This window comes from Bacteroides salyersiae, assembly GCF_031172035.1.
Taxonomy (GTDB): domain Bacteria; phylum Bacteroidota; class Bacteroidia; order Bacteroidales; family Bacteroidaceae; genus Bacteroides; species Bacteroides salyersiae.
Genome location: NZ_CP133452.1, coordinates 2,930,854 through 2,952,012, shown reverse-complemented (window position 1 = coordinate 2,952,012; position 21,159 = coordinate 2,930,854). Strand labels below are relative to the sequence as shown.

The following is a 21,159-nucleotide window of genomic DNA, read 5'->3' as shown; positions in this document are numbered from 1 at the left end:
CGTATATTTGTTCCATAAACAATTCTTAAATTCTTAATTTTAAATTCTTAATTAAAGAAATGGGTAGAGTTCTTATTATCGGTGCGGGCGGTGTAGGTACCGTTGTTGCACACAAAGTGGCACAAAATGCCGATGTATTTACTGACATCATGATTGCCAGCCGTACTAAATCCAAATGTGACGATATAGTAAAAGCAATTGGCAATCCCGATATAAAAACGGCTAAAGTAGACGCAGATAACGTAGATGAACTGGTAGCTTTGTTCAATGACTTCAAACCGGAAATGGTAATCAATGTTGCCCTCCCCTATCAAGATCTCACCATCATGGAGGCCTGCCTTAAAGCCGGAGTAAACTATCTGGACACAGCCAATTATGAGCCTAAAGACGAGGCTCATTTTGAATACAGTTGGCAATGGGCTTATCACGAACGTTTTAAGGAAGCCGGATTGACAGCTATTCTCGGTTGCGGTTTCGATCCGGGGGTAAGTGGTATTTATACAGCCTATGCGGCAAAACACTACTTTGATGAAATACAATATCTGGATATCGTTGACTGTAATGCCGGTAATCACCACAAGGCATTCGCCACCAATTTCAATCCGGAAATCAATATTCGCGAAATTACTCAGAATGGCCGTTATTATGAAAACGGCAAATGGGTAACCACCGGCCCGTTGGAAATTCACAAAGACCTGACTTATCCGAACATCGGTCCGCGTGATTCATATTTGCTCTATCACGAAGAGCTCGAATCATTGGTAAAACATTTCCCCAGTATCAAACGCGCCCGATTCTGGATGACTTTCGGACAGGAATATCTGACGCATCTGCGTGTAATCCAAAACATAGGTATGGCCCGTATCGATCCGATTAATTACAATGGCGTAGAAATCATTCCGCTACAATTCCTCAAAGCCGTTTTGCCTAACCCACAAGATTTAGGTGAGAACTACGAAGGAGAAACTTCCATCGGTTGTCGTATCCGTGGTTTAAAGGATGGAAAAGAACGAACTTACTACGTATATAATAACTGCAGTCATCAAGAAGCCTACAAAGAGACGGGAATGCAGGGAGTAAGTTATACTACCGGTGTGCCGGCCATGATCGGTGCCATGATGTTCTTCAAAGGTGAATGGAAACGTCCGGGCGTAAACAATGTGGAAGAGTTTAATCCGGATCCGTTTATGGAACAACTAAACAAACAGGGACTGCCTTGGCATGAAGTGTTTGATGGTGACTTAGAACTATAAGAATGGATTTCTATCGATTATTAAAACTATTCGGTAAACTGAAAAGTCCCAAAGCAAGACTCCTCGGGTTGTATGTAATGCATACGGCCCGAAGAAGATATATAGGAATATATCTGGATCCGGTATTAAGTTGTAACTTCCGTTGTAAAATGTGTTATTTCAGCGATGAGGAAAAAAGAAAAGAGATGCATGGCATACTCTCCGAACAGGACATGGAGACCATTGCCAAAGCTCTTTTTCACCGCGCATTAAAGTTGCAGATAGGATGTGGTGCCGAACCCAGTCTTTACAAAAATCTGACTGGTATCGTTCGTTTAGGCAAACAATACAATGTGCCATACATATCACTCACAACCAATGGTAATCTGTTGACAAAGGAACAATTATTCAGCATGGCAGAAGCCGGTCTGGACGAAATTACGCTTTCTACACACGGTATCCGTAAAGAAACGTACGAACATTTAATGACGAACGGCAAATATGATCTTTTTCTGCAACTGCTGGATAATTTGAAAGAGGTTAAAAAACAATACCCGGACTTCAGAATTCGCATTAACTATACGATGAATGAGGATAACACCGAAGAGTTGAAAGATTTTTGGAAAGTATTCGGAGACATCCCTCTGAACATCCTGCAGCTGCGTCCTGTACAGGAAATAGGCAATAGCGAGTATCAGAACTTCAGCCTTCAGAAAATATCCGAATTGCTCGACAGTGTAGTCAATCCGTTAGTAGAAGAATGTAAACGAAAAGGAATCATCTGCATGGCTCCTGAGCATAAGAACCTACAAATACTGGAACAGGAAACACCGGATAAAGATAAAACGTTTGAAGAACTGACTTACTGTTATGTATCGGCTCGCTCGTGTTGGAATGAAGATTTCGATTATCATACAGAGACTTTCGAATCTTACTGCCGGCGAAAACGAATGGGGAAGTATATATTGCAAAAGTTATTTTCCAGAACAGAGAATAAACTGGATAAACCCAAACATGTGACGAGAAAGATGAACTATTCAGTAAAATAAACCTTATTATAATTATGGGATTAAAGGTAGGAGATAAAGCTCCCGAATTATTAGGAGTAAACGAAAATGGCGAAGAAATACGCCTGAGCAGCTATAAAGGAAAGAAAGTCGTGTTGTATTTCTATCCTAAAGATAATACCTCCGGATGTACCGCACAAGCTTGTAGCTTACGTGATAACTATTCGGAACTGCGTAAGGCCGGTTATGAAGTTATCGGCGTAAGTGTAGATGACGAGAAGTCACATCAAAAGTTTATTGCGAAAAATAATCTCCCTTTTACACTGATTGCCGATACGGACAAGAAATTAGTAGAACAATTTGGAGTATGGGGAGAAAAGAAACTGTACGGACGTGCATACATGGGGACATTCCGTACTACTTTCCTTATTAACGAAGAAGGAATCATAGAACGGATCATTACCCCGAAAGAGGTTAAAACCAAAGAACATGCTGCACAAATTCTACAATAAATAAAAAAAGCATTAACCATACATCGTAAACAAGTAAATTGTAAATAGAAAAATGGCAAAAAAAGATGAACTTAATTTTGAAACAGATAATAATATGGCATCAAGCGAAAAATTAAAAGCCTTACAGGCTGCCATGGACAAGATAGAAAAGAGCTTCGGTAAAGGTTCTATCATGAAAATGGGTGACGAAGTTGTTGAACAGGTAGATGTGATCCCCACCGGCTCTATCGGGCTGAATGCGGCATTAGGCGTAGGTGGCTTCCCCCGTGGAAGAATAATTGAAATCTACGGTCCGGAATCTTCCGGTAAAACGACTCTGGCTATCCACGCCATTGCTGAAGCACAGAAAGCAGGAGGTATCGCAGCATTTATCGATGCAGAACACGCTTTCGACCGTTTTTATGCAGCCAAGTTAGGCGTAGATGTAGACAATCTTTTCATTTCTCAGCCGGACAATGGAGAACAAGCATTGGAAATAGCCGAACAACTAATCCGCTCTTCTGCAATCGACATTATCGTAGTAGACTCGGTAGCTGCTCTGACTCCTAAAGCAGAAATTGAAGGTGATATGGGTGATAACAAAGTCGGTTTACAAGCCCGCCTTATGTCGCAAGCATTACGCAAACTGACTTCTGCCGTAAGTAAAACCCGCACAACTTGTATCTTTATCAACCAGTTACGTGAGAAAATCGGTGTAATGTTCGGTAATCCGGAAACAACAACCGGTGGTAATGCACTGAAATTCTATGCTTCCGTACGTCTGGATATTCGTGGTTCACAACAAATTAAAGATGGAGAAGAAGTTATCGGTAAGCAAACTAAAGTAAAGGTTGTAAAAAACAAAGTAGCACCTCCTTTCCGTAAAGCAGAATTTGATATCATGTTCGGTGAAGGCATCTCTCATTCCGGCGAGATCATTGATCTGGGAGCAGAGATGGGTATCATCAAAAAAAGCGGTTCATGGTACAGCTATAATGATACCAAACTCGGACAAGGACGTGATGCAGCCAAACAATGCATTGCTGATAATCCGGAACTGGCTGAAGAACTGGAAGCATTGATATTTGAAAAGCTGAAAGAACACAAGTAAATTATAGAAACTAAAAGAGTTAAGGCTGTACTGTATACCGGTTTATATTCCGTTATCAGCGCAGCTTTATTTTTTATTTATAGAATATTTTTCTTTTCTTTGTAACAACATCTACCGGATTACGTCTTACTGGTATAAACACATTGCTACTAAAAAGCCCATGGACGCTGAGAGTTTTAAAAAAGAATTTCTACCTTTTCACCGCAAACTTTACCACATAGCCTACCGGCTATTGGAAAATGAAGCCGATGCCGAAGATCTGGTACAGGAAGCTTACTTAAAGCTATGGGATAAACGGGAAGGATTGGCAATCATCAGTAATCCGGAAGCATTCAGCGTGACACTCGTTAAAAATATGTGTTTTGATCTTTTACGCTCAGGAAAATATACTGCCAATAAACAAACAGTAGAGTTAAACGGTATCCATTATACCTGTCCGGCAGATGATATGGAAACCCGGGATGAAGTCCGGCAAGTAAAAAACATCATAGCGCAACTGCCCGAGCAACAACAAAAAGTGGTCATACTCAGAGATGTAAAAGAATGCTCGTATGAAGAAATAGAACATATTACCGGGCTAAATTCCATAAATATACGTGTGCTACTATCAAGAGCAAGAAAAAGAATTCGCGAACAATTTAATAAACTGAACAACTATGAGAGTCGAAGAAATTGAAAGGTTACTGGCCGAATTTTACGAAGGAAATACCAGCGAGAACCAAGAAGAAAAGTTGAAGAAATACTTCGAAACACAGAATGTCCCTGAACATCTGGAAAAAGATAAGAGATTATTTCTTTGCTTTCATAAAGATGTACCCGTGGAAGTACCCGCAGGGCTGGAAGACAAATTAAGCCGGATGATCGACACGAAAGAACAAGAGGAAATACACTTTTTCCGTAAAAATAAATCAAAGCGCAATTGGCGCTGGGTTGGTGGAATAGCTGCCAGCATAGTATTGTTGTTCGGACTCGGGTACAGTATCAGTAACATAAGCGACACAATGGAGAAACCTAAAGAAACCTTTACGGATCCGGAAGTGGCTTACGAAGTACTACAGGCCACCTTAATGGAAGTTTCTATGGGATTGAACAATGGAGTAGATGAAATGATAGACACTCAAAAAGATATCAGAAGAACAAACAGAGAGATAAAAAAGGATCTACAATTACAATAGAACAGCATTAATGATTATGAAAACGAACAGATTATTCCTTGCAGGCGTATTATTACTACTGCCACTGCTTTGTCAGGCACAAGGCCTGTTTGCCAAATACAGTGACATGAACAACGTGTCATCGGTTTACATCTCCAAAGCGATGATAGAGATGAATCCGGAACTATATACCAAAGACGTCAATGTCGGGAAACTTGCCAAACAATTAGAGTTGGTACAAATACTCTCCACAATGGATAATGGTATAAAAAGAGAAATGCGGCGGGATATTGAAAGCGTAGTGCGTGCACAAAAATATGAATTGCTGATGAAACAAAAAGGCATCGTTTCGCGTATGGCTTTTTATGTAAAGCGTAAGGGGGAAACCGTACAGGATCTCATTATGGTAGTCGATGGTGCCGCTACGTTAAAATACGTCCGGTTAGTAGGCGACATGACCATAAAAGATATTCAGAATATCATGAAATCGCAAAAGACAAGTGACAATACCTACTTCAGCATTCCCACCCATGAAATCAATAATGCATTCAAAGAAATCAGCATAGCCCTCGGCGAACTAAAAAAGATAGAAGGCATCACTGAGCTGAAAGATTTAAAGAAGGAAATGAAAAAACTTCAAAAAGAGACAGAAGAGATGGGATTATCGTACATTATCTTCTAAGAATATTGATTTTTCAGTATACTGAAACGATTTGATTCTTCTTATTGGAACTGCTTGATTCTTCTAACTGGAACTACTGGTTTCAAGCGTTTGAAACTCTTCGTCCCAATTCATCGGAACAAAATAAGACTTATTCTCCCCAAACATATAAAACCGAATAAGGTTTCGCATGTCTGTAGAACATACAAAACCTTATTCGGTTTTTAATTATTCCTATCGGAATCTATGCTATATAAATGAATACAACTGTATGATTTTTAGAACCAATAAATGTAGGCTAATGTACTACAGCTGATAACCACCCATAGCAATACTCCCTGGACCAAAGGTTTAAGGCCAACTGATTTCACAACATCAATAGACAAGGAAGCACCAATAAAAAACATGGTTATAGTCAGAGTTTTGCGTGCCAGGCCATTAATAGCGGCACCCACCTCCGGAACACTTCCCAATAGATAAGTATTCACAATCATAGCCAATACAAAAAAGAAAATAAACCAGGGAATGCTAATCTTCTGCCCTTTACTTTTGAAAATAAACGAAGTGGCAAATGCCATTGGAATAATCCAAAGGGCACGTGTCAACTTAATGGTAGTCGCCACTTTCAAGGCTTCCTCTCCATATGCCGCACCGGCTCCTACCACCGAACTCGTATCATGAATGGCAATGGCAGCCCATGTCCCGAATTCATGTTGACTCATACCCAAAGCATGGCCTATTACCGGGAAAATGAACAATGCAATAGCATTCAAAATAAAAATAGTGGCTAAAGCAACAGACATTTCGCTATCATTAGCTTTCACTACCGGCCCTACCGCAGCAATAGCGCTACCACCGCAAATAGCAGTACCCGAACTGATTAAATAAGAAGTATTACGGTCTACCTTCAATAATTTACGTCCGATAAACCAGCCAATCACCAAAGTTCCTATTACTGAGATAACGGTAAATTCCATACCTTCTTTACCGGAGGCAAGTGCTGAATGGAGATTCATACCAAACCCCAAACCTACTACGGAATATTGCAACAAATATTTAGAAGTCTTCTTATTAAATTTCGGATGTGCCTGCCCGCAAACCAATGCAAAAGCCAATCCTAAAAACAAAGCCAAAGGAGGAGTAACCCATGCCGAAAAAGCTTGCATGCCCGGAATATAATCCAATAATAAGAAAAAAGTTAAAATCGAAAGTAAGGATACATAGACAATTTTATTATTCGTCTTTAATGTTCTTGTAATAGCTGACACCATATCTTTATTGTTTAATTATTTTTTCGAGTGCAAAGATACGGTTACTTTATGGCATGCACCAATTGTTTCTATTTATGCACTATAACCTTTGGTTATAGTGCATGGCAAACTGCATAAACACCTGTGGTAATCCTCCCTCCTGCCCTTGCTGATGAACAAAACAAAACTCACGTAACATCTGCATCTCTTTTATCTCAACGACACGGAAATTACCGGAAGCCAATTCTTTATAAATAGAACGTATAGATACAATACCCATACAATCCGTGTTTTCCAGAAATAATTTTATACTCTCTGTACTGCCGAGATACATCAACACATTGAGGGAAGAGAGTTTAATGCTATGTTGGAGCAGTGCACGTTCAAACACGTCGAGAGTACCCGAACCACGTTCACGAAGGACAAGAGGAATATGCTGCAAGTCTTCGGGAGTTATTTCATCCGGCAAGGAAAGTTTGCTTTGAGCATGTACGATGGCTACTAACTCATCATCAAGGAAGGTAGTATATTTCAAATTGGGCAAGCGAAAAATCCCTTCCACCAATCCCAAATCAATCCGGTGTTCCTGCAATGCAGTCTCTATTTCACGGGAATTACCGTTCAAGAGAGACAGATTCACCTGTGGAAATTTACGGATAAAATTTCCTAATAAAGGTGGCAGCACGTATTGGGCTATCGTGGTACTGGCACCAAGTTTCAACTCACCGATATAATCGCCGTGCAAAAGATGCATTTCATATTCCAGACGTTTGTAAGCATCAAGAATACGTTCACTATGTTCCAATAACAATTTTCCGGCTTCTGTGAGAGATATTTTATTTCCCTGACGGTCAAAAAGTCTCGCCTGATAACAGGCTTCCAATTCTTGAATATGTTTGGTTATGGCCGGTTGGCTGACAAAAAGCTCTTGCGAGGCTTTTGTAAAACTGAGATTCTTTGCTACGCTTTGAAATACTTTTAAACGGAAATCGGACATATGAATAATGATTAACGATTAATAACAGGACGAACCACAAGAAGCGATTCTCTTATAATTCATCCCCTTTGATACCCAAAGCCTGCATTAACGGGAATGCCAGCATTTCCCAATGATACTCCACCACTCCGTCAGGTTCACTCATACGGAACTGAATAACCTCTTTTTCCTTCACGGCATTCAAGGCGGTTCTCACCTTATCTCCATATTCTTCATTAAAAGAAATCACAATAAGCTTCTTCACATCTGCCGAATCCGATACTATTCCCAACAAATCAAGAAACAGTTCTTCGCGGGTCACCATTTCTTCACAAGGAACCCCGGCGAAAGAAAATTCACCGAACTGGCTTGAAAAAGCAACCCCGTTCAGTTCTTCTTTCAGATCTGCCGGTTTGCAAAACAGCAACTTAGAAGAATCTTTATCATACACAAACAGCAACTGTGCCTTGTTATCCCCCTCACTAATGCCGGCATCCAACGCCAGATAAGTAGTCAACAATGATAAATCAATTTCCCGTAAAGGCCGATTCAGAATTTTCTCAAAATAGCTTTTTAAATCCGAAACTACATAATTCAAGAATGCGGCATCAATCAGCATAACAATCTCAGGCAATTTTATCTTTTTATCCATAAAAATTATTCCATTATAAAATCCGTATATTGAGGGATAAAGATACAATAAAGCTTTTATACACGCATCATCAATCTTCTAAAAGTTTAGGCAGTATGCCCCGACTGTATAAATAATCATATCTCCATGTCCCAATCATAAAGATAGTACAGAGACAATTATCCCCCTCAAAAGCTCTATATACCCTATGGATATAAAGCAGACATTTTGTCAACTAATTATATAATTTTACTGAAAAAATGGCATATTATATGTATTGGCAAATCTTTTGCGCCCCCTTTAGTGTTATTGAAAACGTGAAAATAAGAAAGGAGATTATAAGATATGAACTTTAACAACTTTACCATTAAATCCCAGGAAGCGGTGCAAGAAGCCGTAAACTTGGTAAAAGCCCGGGGGCAGCAGGCCATTGAACCGGCTCACTTACTGGCAGGGGTAATGAAAGTCGGTGAAAACGTAACCAACTTCATTTTCCAGAAGTTAGGAGTGAACGGACAACAAATTGCGCTGGTTGTCGGCAAACAGATAGATTCATTACCGAAAGTATCCGGTGGAGAACCTTATTTGAGCAGAGAATCGAATGATGTGCTTCAGAAAGCAACACAATATTCAAAAGAAATGGGCGATGAATTCGTTTCACTCGAACATTTATTATTGGCGTTACTGACTGTAAAAAGTACCGTTGCCACCATTCTGAAAGATGCAGGAATGACAGAAAAAGAGTTACGCAGTGCCATCAACGAATTGCGTAAAGGCGAAAAGGTGACCTCACAATCAAGTGAAGATACTTATCAATCACTTGAAAAATATGCCATTAACCTGAACGAAGCAGCCCGTAGCGGTAAGCTCGATCCCGTTATCGGACGTGATGAAGAGATACGGCGTGTGCTTCAGATATTAAGTCGCCGTACCAAAAACAACCCCATACTTATAGGTGAACCGGGTACCGGTAAGACAGCTATTGTAGAAGGGTTGGCCCATCGTATATTAAGAGGTGACGTACCCGAAAACCTGCGTGACAAGCAAGTGTACTCACTGGATATGGGTGCATTGGTAGCAGGTGCAAAATATAAAGGTGAATTCGAAGAACGGCTGAAGTCGGTAGTCAATGAAGTGATGAAATCCGATGGAAATATCATCCTGTTTATTGATGAAATTCACACGTTAGTCGGAGCAGGTAAAGGAGAAGGGGCAATGGATGCCGCCAATATTCTTAAACCGGCTTTAGCACGCGGTGAATTACGGGCAATCGGTGCCACCACCCTCGATGAGTATCAAAAATATTTTGAAAAGGATAAGGCATTGGAACGTCGTTTCCAGATCGTACAAGTGGATGAACCGGACACACTCAGTACCATTTCCATCCTACGTGGATTGAAGGAGCGTTATGAAAACCACCACCATGTACGTATCAAAGACGATGCCATCATTGCTGCGGTGGAATTAAGCAACCGGTATATCACCGATCGTTTCTTACCCGATAAAGCGATCGACCTGATGGATGAAGCTGCCGCCAAACTCCGTATGGAAGTAGATTCCGTCCCGGAAGATCTGGATGAGATATCACGCAAAATCAAACAATTAGAGATCGAGCGTGAAGCTATCAAACGTGAAAAAGATCAACCGAAACTGGATACGATAGGCAAAGAAATCGCCGAATTGAAGGAACAGGAGAAATCTTACAAGGCCAAATGGCAAAATGAAAAATCACTGATGGATAAAATCCAGCAGAATAAAGTAGAAATAGAAAACTTGAAGTTCGAGGCAGAAAAGGCAGAACGTGAAGGAGATTATGGAAAAGTAGCGGAAATCCGTTATGGAAAGCTACAAGCATTGGACAAGGAAATCACAGAGATACAGGAAGAATTGAAGCTGATGCAAGGCGATTCGGCTATGATCAAGGAAGAGGTGGATGCCGAAGACATCGCCGATGTAGTATCCCGCTGGACCGGTATTCCGGTAAGCAAAATGCTCCAAAGCGAAAAAGACAAGTTGCTCCATCTCGAGGATGAACTTCACGAACGTGTGATTGGTCAGGATGAAGCTATTGCTGCCGTTGCTGATGCCGTACGTCGTAGCCGTGCAGGATTACAAGACCCGAAACGTCCGATAGGTTCATTCATATTTCTCGGTACCACCGGTGTAGGTAAAACAGAATTGGCAAAAGCACTCGCAGAATTCCTGTTTGACGACGAGACGATGATGACCCGTATCGACATGAGCGAGTATCAGGAGAAACATAGCGTTTCCCGTTTGGTCGGAGCCCCTCCGGGATACGTAGGATATGATGAAGGCGGACAATTGACGGAAGCGATCCGACGTAAACCATACTCCGTGGTATTGTTCGACGAAATTGAGAAAGCCCACCCGGATGTATTCAACATTCTGCTACAAGTGCTGGATGACGGGCGACTGACGGATAATAAAGGACGCGTGGTCAACTTCAAAAATACCATTATCATCATGACTTCCAATATGGGTAGTTCCTATATACAAAGCCAGATGGAAAAACTGAATGGTTCCAATAAGGAAGAGGTAGTTGAAGAGACTAAAAAGGAGGTAATGAACATGTTGAAAAAGACAATCCGTCCGGAATTCCTGAACCGTATTGACGAAACCATAATGTTCCTGCCTTTGACAGAAAAAGAGATTAAACAAATCGTTCTGTTACAGATTAAAGGTGTTCAGAAGATGCTTGCAGAAAACGGGGTAGAACTGCAACTTACAGACAATGCCATCAATTTCATAGCACAAGCCGGTTATGATCCCGAATTTGGTGCACGACCTGTAAAAAGAGCCATCCAACGCTATCTGCTAAACGACCTGTCCAAAAAGTTACTTGCGCAGGAAGTGGACCGCAGCAAAGCGATCATAGTCGATGTGGCCGGAGACGGATTATCTTTCCGTAACTAAACAAGAAGTAAATTCACTATCAAATGCCGATATGCCACCGAGCATACCGGCATTTTCCGTATAAAACACTCAATATATAAATCTTCGTACAGCCACCTCACAGACAGGATGAAGCAGTACAAGTACATATGCACCATGTTTCGGAAGTTGCATCATCAAAGATTGCTGTGGGCATTGTTCTTTCGCTTGCAAATTTCCATGATCGTCATACAAATAAACCATTGTATCTACAAACAGACCATTTAGTTGCAAAACTCCTTTTTCGGTGTCCAGCAGGAGTTCGAATGTTTTATTAAACCGTTTATTCATACTTTATTTGTCCACCTCTCAGCCCCTTAAGAGATCTTTATGTATAAAAAAGCGTGGGAACTGTTGCCATTATCGTACTTGAGGCTCTGGACTGCCACTATTCAAATAATGTACAACAACCCACGCCCAGTACTATATATTTTCATATACAGCAGAGCATGAGCGCTTGTTAGCATTATTCCTGAATAGTGAAATTGTCCAGATTTCAAGTACAGAATAATATCGTAAACGCCTTTGTTCTAATTTGTTATTTTATCCTATCGCCTGACACTTCAGATGCCGAAGGATTGCAACAAAGATAAGTAAAAAAGCATTGAATCTTACAAAAGAAAGCCCAAAATATTCCTGCAAATACATAGTACAGAGAGAACAGAGAGTATTTTCTTTTGTTTTGAACTTACCAATAAAAAAACAAAAAGCGTGATAAACATCCTCAATGACATTTATCACGCTCCTATATTTCAACACTTTACAATCCGGCTTATTCTTCCGTCTCTTCTTTTGCTTCTGTTTCTTTAAATTCTGTAATTCCGTTGGTAACAAGAATATTATACCATAAAATCAACTTCTTGATATCGTTCACGTAAACTCTGTCCCGATCAAAATCCGGCAATACTTCTGCCAGATAAGAACGCAGTTCTTCAGCAGTTGCTTTCTTCGGATCGATAGAAGCAACTGCTGCGTTCTCTTTCTCCTTGATTGATTCAAGCACATCACGCAAAGGCACCTCAGCATCATTCGTATACATTGCAATATCTGCCAATGAAATAATCTTCTCGTTGCCATAAGCCGGAAAACGTTTCTTTTCAGCACTGATAGATTCTACAATCAGCATATTCTTTCCCTGTGAAATGAGTTTATATAATCCCGGCTTGCCGGAAATTGACAAAATAGTCTTCAACATAATATATTCAGTTTTTTATTATTGATTATTTTTTCGGTTGGCAAAGATAGTGTAAGCCGAAGACAATACAAAATAAGCTCGCTTATTTTTATTGCTGAGACAGTAGCTATTTTTCTGAAAGGTAATCCGTTTTTTTAGATAGCAAAGAGATTAATTCCAAAACCTGCGGGATGAGCGGCATGTCATCATCATTCACAATTACAAAATCAGCCTGCTTACGCTTTTCCTCATCGCTCATCTGACTCTCAATACGTTTCACTATAAGTTCACGCGAAGAGTTATCCCGGCATATCGCCCTCTGTATCCGTATCTCTAATGGAGCATAAACCATTACTATCACATCTACCTCACCTGTAAATCCCGATTCTATCAAAATCGCCGACTCCATTCCCACTATAGGAAACAGTGCCCGTTTCTCCACCCACTTACGGAAATCCTCTTTCACCCGCGGATGAATAATTCCATTAATTTGCCTGGCATGATCCGGATGTCCGAAAAGATAGGAAGCCAAAAGCGGTTTATTTAAAGCACCGCCTGCAAATACCTTTTCTCCCAGTAAAGAAGAGAGTTCTTTCTTTATATACGGATCAGTATTTGTCAAACGTTTAGACTCGACATCAGCTATATAAACAGGAATCCCCATCACTTCCAGCAATTGCGAAACGACACTCTTTCCGCTGCCAATTCCACCTGTTATACCGATTTTAATACTCATTGGGAGATACTTGTTCAATCAGAAAATCTACTTTTTCGGGTACAATACGAATAATGTGACTTACGTCCCGTGGAACAGACTTGAGCTTCACGGTATATTTATTCGATCCTAACTTCAGTAATTCTTCATAAGATACATTTATCATGAAATTACCGGCATCGACTTTATCAAACCTCCCCAAACCGATCTTAAAGGTAATCTGCACCTTCGACGGGAAAGTACGCAAAACTTTATCTGCCGGGAAATTGACTCCATGCAAAGGCACTTCAACCGTTTTTTCCGTATAAATATCTACCGGTAAAGTTAAATCTACCGCACCTGGCACAAACTTGGCCCCCTTTACTCCTACGAGAGAAACATGATAAGTCAGCGTATCTGCGATATCATTCAATTCGACCTTTTGCGTGTATGCAGTCGTTATCGTATCGAGAATATTGGCAGGTGCATAAACCAGCACAGAATCAGGAGAATAAATCGTATCGGAAATATAATATTGACGGCTTGCAGTTACCGTTCCCCGCATCTTCACCGGCACCTGTTTAGACTTTCCGGTAGAATAAATATACTCCAACGTATCCGGTTTCACCGACAGCAAACGAGTAGACACATTAAGCTGGCTCATGATCTTTTTCTCAAACTCTGAAGCATATATCCTCACATGATTATCCCGTCCGCTATAATCAGCAAAGTCAAGATTCACCGGAAAGAAACTCTTCCCGAGCATATAATTCAGCAAGACAGTTCCTCTATCCTTTACTTTAACACGCAGTTCCGAAGACGGTTCCGAGGTTATAACTACATTATTGGGAACCCCTTTCAAGCGGACAGGAATAGAAAACTCGGCTTCATAATCGCTATTTAATGTTTGCAAAAGCCAGAATCCTCCGGCAATAAAGAAAAAAAACAAAAAGATTAAGAATTCTCTGCTCTTATCACTAAGCAGAAAATTCTTAATCTTTTCAGATAGTTCTAAATAAATAGACTTTATGTCCCTACGTTCGAACATAGGCTTATTTATATTATAACTTATTTAGCAGGTTGCTGGCTTGCAGCAGATGCATCTGCAAAAATAGAATTCTTATCTATCTTAATCTTTACGTTAGATGCAATTTCAAGTACGATATGATCGTCGTTAATTTCTTTGATCACTCCATGTATTCCCCCAGCAGTAATAACCTTCTGGTTTACTTGAAGAGATTTACGAAAGTTAGCAATTTCCTTTTGTTTTTTATTCTGCGGACGAATCATAAAGAAATACATGATAACAAACATTGCTATCAGCATAATCCACATCAGGCTTCCGTCGGGACCTGCAGCAGGAGCTTGCAGTAATACAGTCAATAAATTCATAAATAATTTCGTTTTAGTTTTTTAATCTATAAGAGCAAAGGTATCAGTTTTTTGTCAACTTACCTTCTTTTTTCAATTGATTAACAATTCCATCCAATGTTCCATTGATGAAACTACCACTCTTAGCCGTACTGTAAAGCTTAGCTATTTCTACATATTCATTTAACGAAACACTGACCGGAATGTTCGGAAAACTTAGAATTTCTGCCAAAGCCGTCTGCATAATAATTACATCCATAAATGCTACACGGTCCAAATCCCAGTTTTTGGTGTTTTCACTGATAAGGTGGCGATAATAGTCGGCATTCAATATCGTACGACGGAAAAGACGACGTGCAAACTCCTGATCTTCATCATCTTTAAATTCGGGAAGCAACGGTTGGTTGGCCCCTTGTTTTTCCTCAAAGCGTTTGATTGTTTTCAACACAAATGTATCTACAATCTCTTTATCGTCGTTCCAATACAAACTTTGATCTTCCAATACCTGATCCAAAGAATCATTGTTGAATACAAACATCTTATAAAGTTTCCGCCACAACTCACGGTCTGCCTCGTAAGAGTTGTCAGTTGAAGCCATATATTCCTTATAAATATCCGACTCCACTATTTTATCATAAAGCTCTTTGACAAAATCCTGATCATTCGCCCATGTCCTTTTCTGATTGGCAACGAATTCCGTCAATTGTTTATTCACTTCAAGTTGTGCAATAAATTTGTTTTCCACAAACTTCATGTTCGGATACAACTCTTCTTTTGTAGGTTTCAGTTTGGCTTTAGCTGTGTCAATGCGTTTTTGTGCGTAGTCCGTCAATGCAATCATAAGCATCAACAAATAGTTATAGAGGTCATAAGCCTTTGACAGGCTAAAGAACAACTCTTTCTCCGCTGAGTCTAAATTTTTGCTGCCGTTCTGATAGTAAGCATACACTATTTGTATGATTTTTAGACGAATAAGAACTCTGTTAATCATAATCTTTAATAATACTGTTATTAACGAATTGCAAAAGTAGATATTTTTAATGAGTTTCTGCAAATAAATCACATTTTTTAATGCAGTATTTCATTCTCTGCCCTTTTTCTTTTGACAGTTAAAAAAAAAGTTCCAATTTTGAAGCCGATTATAAACGGACCTAATGATATGGAAGATTTAAAAAAGAAAATGAACGCAGATATGAATGACAAAGAGATTGTATTCTCAAAATCCATCAAAGCCGGTAAACGTATTTATTATCTTGACGTAAAGAAAAACCGGAAAGATGAAATGTTCCTTGCCATCACTGAGAGCAAGAAAGTGGTTATGGGTGAAGGTGACGATTCACAAGTCAGTTTCGAAAAACATAAAATCTTCTTATATAAGGAAGATTTCGATAAATTCATGACCGGACTCACTCAAGCAATAGAATATATCAATGACCAGCAAGGACATGCAGCCAGAGAAGAAGTAGCCATAGAAGAGGCGCAGCCGGCCGGTGAAATAAAGATAGATATTGATTTTGAATAAGTATTTTTTTGATATTTCAGAAAGAAAGCGTACTTTTGCACCGCTTTTTTGCAACATCGTGTGGAATACCACATCGTGTGATGGTGAATTAAGCACTCAAATCACTTAATTTAGAGTAACACAAAAAATTAAAAAAATGAGATCAATTGAAGTAAAAGGAACTGCAAGAACTATTGCAGAACGCTCTTCTGAACAAGCAAGAGCTTTGAAAGCTATTCGTAAAGACAACGGTGTACCTTGCGTACTTTACGGAGGTGGTGAAAATATCCATTTCACAGTACCTGTTGAAGGTCTGCGTAACCTGGTTTATACTCCGCATATTTATGTAGTAGACTTGGTTATCGATGGCAAAAAAGTAAATGCTATCTTGAAAGATATCCAATTCCATCCGGTAAAAGATACTATCCTGCACGTTGACTTCTATCAAATTGATGAAGCTAAACCTATCGTTATGGAAGTTCCGGTACAATTGGAAGGCTTGGCAGAAGGTGTTAAAGCCGGTGGTAAACTGGTTCTGCAGATGCGTAAACTGAAAGTGAAAGCTCTCTATAATATTATTCCGGAAAAACTGACAGTAAATGTCTCTCACTTGGGTCTTGGTAAGACAGTAAAAGTAGGTGAGCTTAACTATGAAGGTCTTGAATTGCTGAATGCAAAAGACGCTGTTGTATGTGCAGTTAAACTGACTCGTGCAGCAAGAGGTGCAGCTGCTACAGCAGGAAAATAATCACAGGAATACTTCTATCAGAATATTTCGGAACGCAGATTATCACAGATTTTGGTCTGTGTTAGTCTGCGTTTCTTTTTCATCTCATCAATACATATTAATTACTTATGAAATATCTCATCGTAGGATTGGGCAACATCGGCCCCGAATATCGTGATACACGCCATAATATAGGTTTTATGGTAGTAGACGCTTTGGCAAAGTTGAATAACACTCCTTTTACAAGCGGACGTTACGGTTCTACAGCATCTTTCTCAATAAAAGGGCAGCAATTATTGCTCCTTAAGCCATCTACATTCATGAATCTGAGTGGATTGGCAGTTCGATACTGGATGCAGGAAGAGAAAATTCCATTAGAAAATGTATTGATTGTAGTAGATGACCTGGCGTTACCTTTCGGTACTCTTCGCCTGAAAGGAAAAGGCAGCGATGCCGGCCATAACGGACTGAAACATATTGCCGCCACACTGGGAACTCAAAACTATGCACGTCTCCGCTTCGGAATAGGGAATGATTTTCCTCGTGGCGGACAGATAGACTATGTGCTCGGCCACTTCACAGACGAAGATTGGAAAACAATGGATGAACGTCTGGAAACAGCCGGTGAAATTATAAAAAGCTTCTGTCTGGCGGGAATCAATATAACCATGAACCAATTCAACAAAAAGTAAATAAATCTGTAACTAATCATTTAATTACAAATAACCTCATGCCTGAAGCAAGAATAGATAAATGGATGTGGGCCGTACGTATTTTCAAAACCCGTACAATTGCCGCCGAAGCATGTAAAAAAGGCCGTATCAGTATAAACGGTTCTTATGTAAAAGCCGCGCGCATGATTAAACCCGGTGACGTGATTCAAGTGAAGAAACCACCCATCACTTACTCATTCAAAGTATTACAGGCCATAGAAAAACGAGTGGGTGCCAAACTTGTTCCGGAAGTTATGGAAAACGTAACGACTCCCGACCAATACGAACTATTGGAAATGAGCAAGATAAGCGGGTTCGTAGACCGTGCACGCGGTACAGGACGTCCGACTAAAAAAGACCGCCGAAGCATAGAAGAATTTACCACTCCGGAATTTTTGGATGATTTCGAATTTGACTTCGATTTCGAAGAAGAGTAGTTGAGGGTGTGTCAAAACTAAAATGACCACTCTAAAAAGTTATAGATTGTAACTAACAATTATAAAAGAGCCATATCAAACTCTGTTTTTGAGTAATGATATGGCTCTTTTCATCATTGATTTAGGGAGTCAAGTTTCAGATTAAAAGTTGTCCTTTAATCAAATTACGTTTTGACACACCCTCACTTACAACTTCTCCTTTATCGCCTCAATCAGTTCCTGATATTCTGCATCCGTCAGATATACTTTCCCCGGATTCATCTGGAATGTACCTCCATAGTCAGGGCCATCCACATATTTAGAAGCCAAATGAAAGTGCAGGTGGGAAAGCTTATCGGAGTAAGCGCCATAGTTTATTTTTTCCGGATGGAAAGCTTTATCCATCGCACGGGTAACACGGGCCACATCGGCCATAAATGCATTACGGTCTTCATCACTCAGTTCGTTCAAGTCATTCACATGATCTTTGTATGCTACAAGACAACGACCACGATAGGTCTGCTCTTTAAAAAGAAACACACGTGATACACTAAGCTGTGCAATCTCGATCATCAGATTGTTCAGCGTTTCATTGTTCTGGCAATACAAGCATTCTTTAGGATCGCTTTTCATGATATAAATTCTTTTTTAGATTGATATGCCGGCAAAGATAAGCATCTTACCCACATGTAATGTCGATTTTTTAATTCTTTTGACCGACTAATTGGTATACATCCTCCTTTTCACCAACTACCCATAGCACATCCCCCTCTTCAAACGGTGCATTAACGTCCGGTGTCATCAACATTTCTTCTCCACGTTCCACACCGGCTATCAGGCAATGATATTTATCACGTATGCCCGATTCGCGCAACGTTTTACCTAAAAAAGCGGAATCGGCATCGATCATAAACTGCTTTAAAGTCATCTCGCTCTTTTCAAAAACATCACTGTCTACGTAAGCCTCTTTTGACATCTCCTCGCTGAATAGGTTAAGTTGCTCATCGGTACCGATTACCTGTATTTTATCCATCGGAAACAAACGGGTACTGCCTCCGGGTATATTGATCCGCCGTCGTCCCCTAAGGATAGAGACTACATGTATTCCATACTTCTTACCAAGATTTAATTCAAGCAACGTCTTGCCCGCCCAAAGAGATTCCCCCGGAAGTTCGAAATCGGCCAGATGCAAATCACGGGAAAGCAAACGTCCCGCATATTCCGGTTTCTTCTCACCCATATATTCAGCCCGCATATCACGAGAGCGAAGATTCTGAAAAAATTTCCGTTCAATCAATATGGATTGTTTCTTTAAACGACGCGAAAGTACCATCAATATTACAATCAAGATAGCAACACCAATCAATAAGCCGATAGAAGATTTAAACAACCGGGCAATCACAAACATCACAAATAACACGGCAATCAGCATACGGAGCACAATCGTTGAAACCAATGGTGCACGGTTGGCACGATGGGCATTCCATAATGTAATAAACTCCGCCGAATGATTCTTTTTGACCATGATGGCACGGAGAAAAGGCGATATACAAAGAATGGTAAATACAGCTCCTAACAACGAGGCCCAGAAATGCGGCAGATTCTCACGGAAAACCGGAACGACCAACCGGAATGAAATAGCCACAATAGAGATGCTTACAATGGAATAAACCACTACGATACGGGCCATGGCGAAAAGAAGTTTCCGCCACAGGTTTTCATGGTTTACCGTCTGCGGACCGGAAGAATAACGGGCAAGAAAACTCTTCCAGGATTCGGGCAAATGACGATCGGCAAAATCAGATGCCGGCTCTGCCAGACGAATCATATACGGAGTAAGAAAGGTCGTGATAACCGAAACCGCCACTACGATAGGATAAAGAAAATCACTCGTCACATGAAGAGATACTCCCAAAGACGCAATAATAAAAGCAAATTCACCTATTTGTGTCAAACTGAACCCGCATTGCATCGCTGTCTTTAACGGCTGCCCTGCCAATATCACTCCAAATGTACCAAACAATGCCTGTCCGGCAATGACGGCAAGCGTTATCACCAGAATAGGTAATGCATATTCTCCAATCATCGCAGGATCCACCATCATACCTACAGAAACAAAAAAGATAGCACCAAACAAATCCTTGACCGGCTTGACCAATCGGTCGATAGATTCGGCTTCTATCGTTTCAGCAAGAATAGAACCCATGATAAAAGCACCGAAAGCTGCCGAAAATCCGGTATTGGCAGCTATCACCACCATCCCGAAACAAAGCGCAAGAGATACAATCAGTAATGTTTCTTCACTCATCAACTTGCGGCAACGCTTTAAAAATTCGGGAATGAGATAAATACCGACCACGAACCAAAGAATCAAAAAGAACAGCAGTTTTCCGATGCTTTCGAGCATCTCGGTTCCTTCAAAGTTATTACTCACCGCCATTGTAGAAAGCATCACCATAAGCACGATAGCAAGGATATCTTCCAATATAAGAATACTCAGCACCAATCCGGTAAATTGTTTTTTACGCAGTCCGAGATCATCAAATGCCTTATATATAATAGTCGTAGAAGACATGGCTATCATACCTCCCAAAAAGATGCAGTCCATCCGTTGCCATCCGAAACTCATCCCCACGCCCATTCCCAAAAGAATCATACAAAATATAATGGTACAGGCGGCGATGACTGCCGTACCTCCGACTTTCACTATTTTCTTGAAACTAAACTCGAGTCCTAATGCGAACAGAAGAAAGATCACACCTATATCGGCCCAAGTTTTAATATTCGCAGAATCCATTACCGAAGGTGTATAAGGCATATGCGGACTGGCCAGAAATCCGGCAACAACATATCCCAACACCAAAGGCTGTTTTAATTTTTTAAATAACAGTGTCATTACGCCGGCACAAAGCAGGATCAACGCCAAGTCGGCTATCAATGTAGGTAAGTTTGACATCTCCGTTAATGTTTTATTGCATGCAAAATTACATGAAAATCAAAAGAGAAACCGGCTTAAGGACAAAAAAAATTATGCCTCAGGCTAAACTTTGTTAACCTGAGGCATACACTTAGTCTGAGTGATTCATAATCAGTAGCCA

23 protein-coding genes are annotated in these 21,159 nt (G+C 40.3%); 12 read left to right on the top strand and 11 right to left on the bottom strand.

The window, feature by feature from the left end; translation table 11 throughout:
- Positions 1-59: 59 nt before the first annotated feature.
- From RB604_RS10820 to RB604_RS10790, 7 genes are all read left to right on the top strand, one after another.
- The gene (locus RB604_RS10820) at positions 60-1,253 is read left to right on the top strand and encodes a saccharopine dehydrogenase family protein (RefSeq protein WP_005924331.1); all 1,194 of its coding nucleotides are present in this window, start codon (positions 60-62) and stop codon (positions 1,251-1,253) included.
- A gap of 2 nt (positions 1,254-1,255) precedes the next feature.
- Positions 1,256-2,281, top strand: coding sequence for a radical SAM protein (locus RB604_RS10815; RefSeq protein WP_005924333.1), 1,026 nt, complete (start codon positions 1,256-1,258; stop codon positions 2,279-2,281).
- A gap of 14 nt (positions 2,282-2,295) precedes the next feature.
- Positions 2,296-2,751: a thioredoxin-dependent thiol peroxidase gene (gene bcp / locus RB604_RS10810; protein ID WP_005924336.1), complete on the top strand. Its 456-nt coding sequence runs from the start codon at positions 2,296-2,298 to the stop codon at positions 2,749-2,751.
- Between the two features lie 52 nt (positions 2,752-2,803).
- Positions 2,804-3,841, top strand: coding sequence for a recombinase RecA (gene recA, locus RB604_RS10805; protein WP_005924339.1), 1,038 nt, complete (start codon positions 2,804-2,806; stop codon positions 3,839-3,841).
- A 160-nt stretch (positions 3,842-4,001) separates the two neighbouring features.
- Positions 4,002-4,517, top strand: a complete 516-nt coding sequence (locus RB604_RS10800; RefSeq protein ID WP_007478282.1) for a GFO_1088 family ECF-type sigma factor — start codon at positions 4,002-4,004, stop codon at positions 4,515-4,517.
- Complete coding sequence (locus tag RB604_RS10795) at positions 4,498-5,016, top strand: PG0215 family putative anti-sigma factor (protein ID WP_055295564.1); 519 nt, start codon at positions 4,498-4,500, stop codon at positions 5,014-5,016. The genes RB604_RS10800 and RB604_RS10795 overlap by 20 nt, the downstream gene beginning before the upstream one ends.
- 16 nt (positions 5,017-5,032) lie before the next feature.
- Positions 5,033-5,677: a DUF4252 domain-containing protein gene (locus RB604_RS10790; protein ID WP_025819642.1), complete on the top strand. Its 645-nt coding sequence runs from the start codon at positions 5,033-5,035 to the stop codon at positions 5,675-5,677.
- A 257-nt stretch (positions 5,678-5,934) separates the two neighbouring features.
- Here the strand turns inward: RB604_RS10790 and RB604_RS10785 are convergent, their stop codons facing one another.
- The 3 genes from RB604_RS10785 to RB604_RS10775 form a co-directional block, all read right to left on the bottom strand.
- Entirely contained in the window at positions 5,935-6,927 is a 993-nt protein-coding gene (locus RB604_RS10785; protein WP_005924350.1) for a YeiH family protein, read from the bottom strand.
- 79 nt (positions 6,928-7,006) lie between these two features.
- Positions 7,007-7,903 carry a LysR family transcriptional regulator gene (locus tag RB604_RS10780; RefSeq protein WP_005924353.1) on the bottom strand — a complete coding sequence of 299 codons (897 nt, stop codon included), beginning with the start codon at positions 7,901-7,903 and terminating at the stop codon, positions 7,007-7,009.
- 52 nt (positions 7,904-7,955) lie between these two features.
- Positions 7,956-8,534, bottom strand: coding sequence for a DUF6621 family protein (locus RB604_RS10775; protein ID WP_055295566.1), 579 nt, complete (start codon positions 8,532-8,534; stop codon positions 7,956-7,958).
- Positions 8,535-8,858: 324 nt separating this feature from the next.
- On the opposite strand from RB604_RS10775, the gene clpB reads away from it, so the two are divergent.
- Positions 8,859-11,447, top strand: a complete 2,589-nt coding sequence (gene clpB, locus RB604_RS10770; protein ID WP_055295567.1) for an ATP-dependent chaperone ClpB — start codon at positions 8,859-8,861, stop codon at positions 11,445-11,447.
- Positions 11,448-11,516: 69 nt separating this feature from the next.
- Here the strand turns inward: clpB and RB604_RS10765 are convergent, their stop codons facing one another.
- The 6 genes from RB604_RS10765 to nusB all read right to left on the bottom strand — a co-directional run bounded on the left by RB604_RS10765 (position 11,517) and on the right by nusB (position 15,695).
- Positions 11,517-11,756, bottom strand: coding sequence for a hypothetical protein (locus tag RB604_RS10765; protein ID WP_021935586.1), 240 nt, complete (start codon positions 11,754-11,756; stop codon positions 11,517-11,519).
- A gap of 481 nt (positions 11,757-12,237) precedes the next feature.
- Positions 12,238-12,660 carry a DUF5606 family protein gene (locus RB604_RS10760; protein WP_005924366.1) on the bottom strand — a complete coding sequence of 141 codons (423 nt, stop codon included), beginning with the start codon at positions 12,658-12,660 and terminating at the stop codon, positions 12,238-12,240.
- Between the two features lie 106 nt (positions 12,661-12,766).
- A complete protein-coding gene (gene coaE / locus RB604_RS10755) occupies positions 12,767-13,375 on the bottom strand; it encodes a dephospho-CoA kinase (RefSeq protein WP_021935584.1) in 609 nt (202 codons plus the stop codon).
- The gene (locus RB604_RS10750; RefSeq protein ID WP_005924371.1) at positions 13,365-14,381 is read right to left on the bottom strand and encodes a CdaR family protein; all 1,017 of its coding nucleotides are present in this window, start codon (positions 14,379-14,381) and stop codon (positions 13,365-13,367) included. Before RB604_RS10750 ends, coaE begins: the two co-directional genes overlap by 11 nt.
- 20 nt (positions 14,382-14,401) lie before the next feature.
- Positions 14,402-14,725, bottom strand: coding sequence for a preprotein translocase subunit YajC (gene yajC, locus RB604_RS10745; RefSeq protein ID WP_005924373.1), 324 nt, complete (start codon positions 14,723-14,725; stop codon positions 14,402-14,404).
- Between the two features lie 43 nt (positions 14,726-14,768).
- On the bottom strand, positions 14,769-15,695 hold the full coding sequence (nusB, locus tag RB604_RS10740) for a transcription antitermination factor NusB (RefSeq protein ID WP_025819647.1): 927 nt from the start codon (positions 15,693-15,695) through the stop codon (positions 14,769-14,771).
- Between the two features lie 168 nt (positions 15,696-15,863).
- On the opposite strand from nusB, the gene RB604_RS10735 reads away from it, so the two are divergent.
- The 4 genes from RB604_RS10735 to RB604_RS10720 all read left to right on the top strand — a co-directional run bounded on the left by RB604_RS10735 (position 15,864) and on the right by RB604_RS10720 (position 18,082).
- Positions 15,864-16,226 (top strand): PUR family DNA/RNA-binding protein, encoded by a 363-nt coding sequence (locus RB604_RS10735; RefSeq protein WP_055295633.1) that lies wholly within the window; start codon positions 15,864-15,866, stop codon positions 16,224-16,226.
- A 136-nt stretch (positions 16,227-16,362) separates the two neighbouring features.
- Positions 16,363-16,953 carry a 50S ribosomal protein L25/general stress protein Ctc gene (locus tag RB604_RS10730; RefSeq protein ID WP_005924380.1) on the top strand — a complete coding sequence of 197 codons (591 nt, stop codon included), beginning with the start codon at positions 16,363-16,365 and terminating at the stop codon, positions 16,951-16,953.
- A gap of 107 nt (positions 16,954-17,060) precedes the next feature.
- The gene (pth, locus tag RB604_RS10725) at positions 17,061-17,624 is read left to right on the top strand and encodes an aminoacyl-tRNA hydrolase (RefSeq protein WP_005924383.1); all 564 of its coding nucleotides are present in this window, start codon (positions 17,061-17,063) and stop codon (positions 17,622-17,624) included.
- Positions 17,625-17,662: 38 nt separating this feature from the next.
- Positions 17,663-18,082: an RNA-binding S4 domain-containing protein gene (locus RB604_RS10720; protein ID WP_005924386.1), complete on the top strand. Its 420-nt coding sequence runs from the start codon at positions 17,663-17,665 to the stop codon at positions 18,080-18,082.
- 186 nt (positions 18,083-18,268) lie between these two features.
- On the opposite strand, the gene RB604_RS10715 is transcribed toward RB604_RS10720, so the two are convergent.
- Positions 18,269-18,694, bottom strand: coding sequence for an HIT family protein (locus RB604_RS10715; RefSeq protein ID WP_055295569.1), 426 nt, complete (start codon positions 18,692-18,694; stop codon positions 18,269-18,271).
- 70 nt (positions 18,695-18,764) lie between these two features.
- Positions 18,765-21,017: a monovalent cation:proton antiporter family protein gene (locus RB604_RS10710; protein ID WP_007478299.1), complete on the bottom strand. Its 2,253-nt coding sequence runs from the start codon at positions 21,015-21,017 to the stop codon at positions 18,765-18,767.
- Positions 21,018-21,159 lie beyond the last annotated feature (142 nt).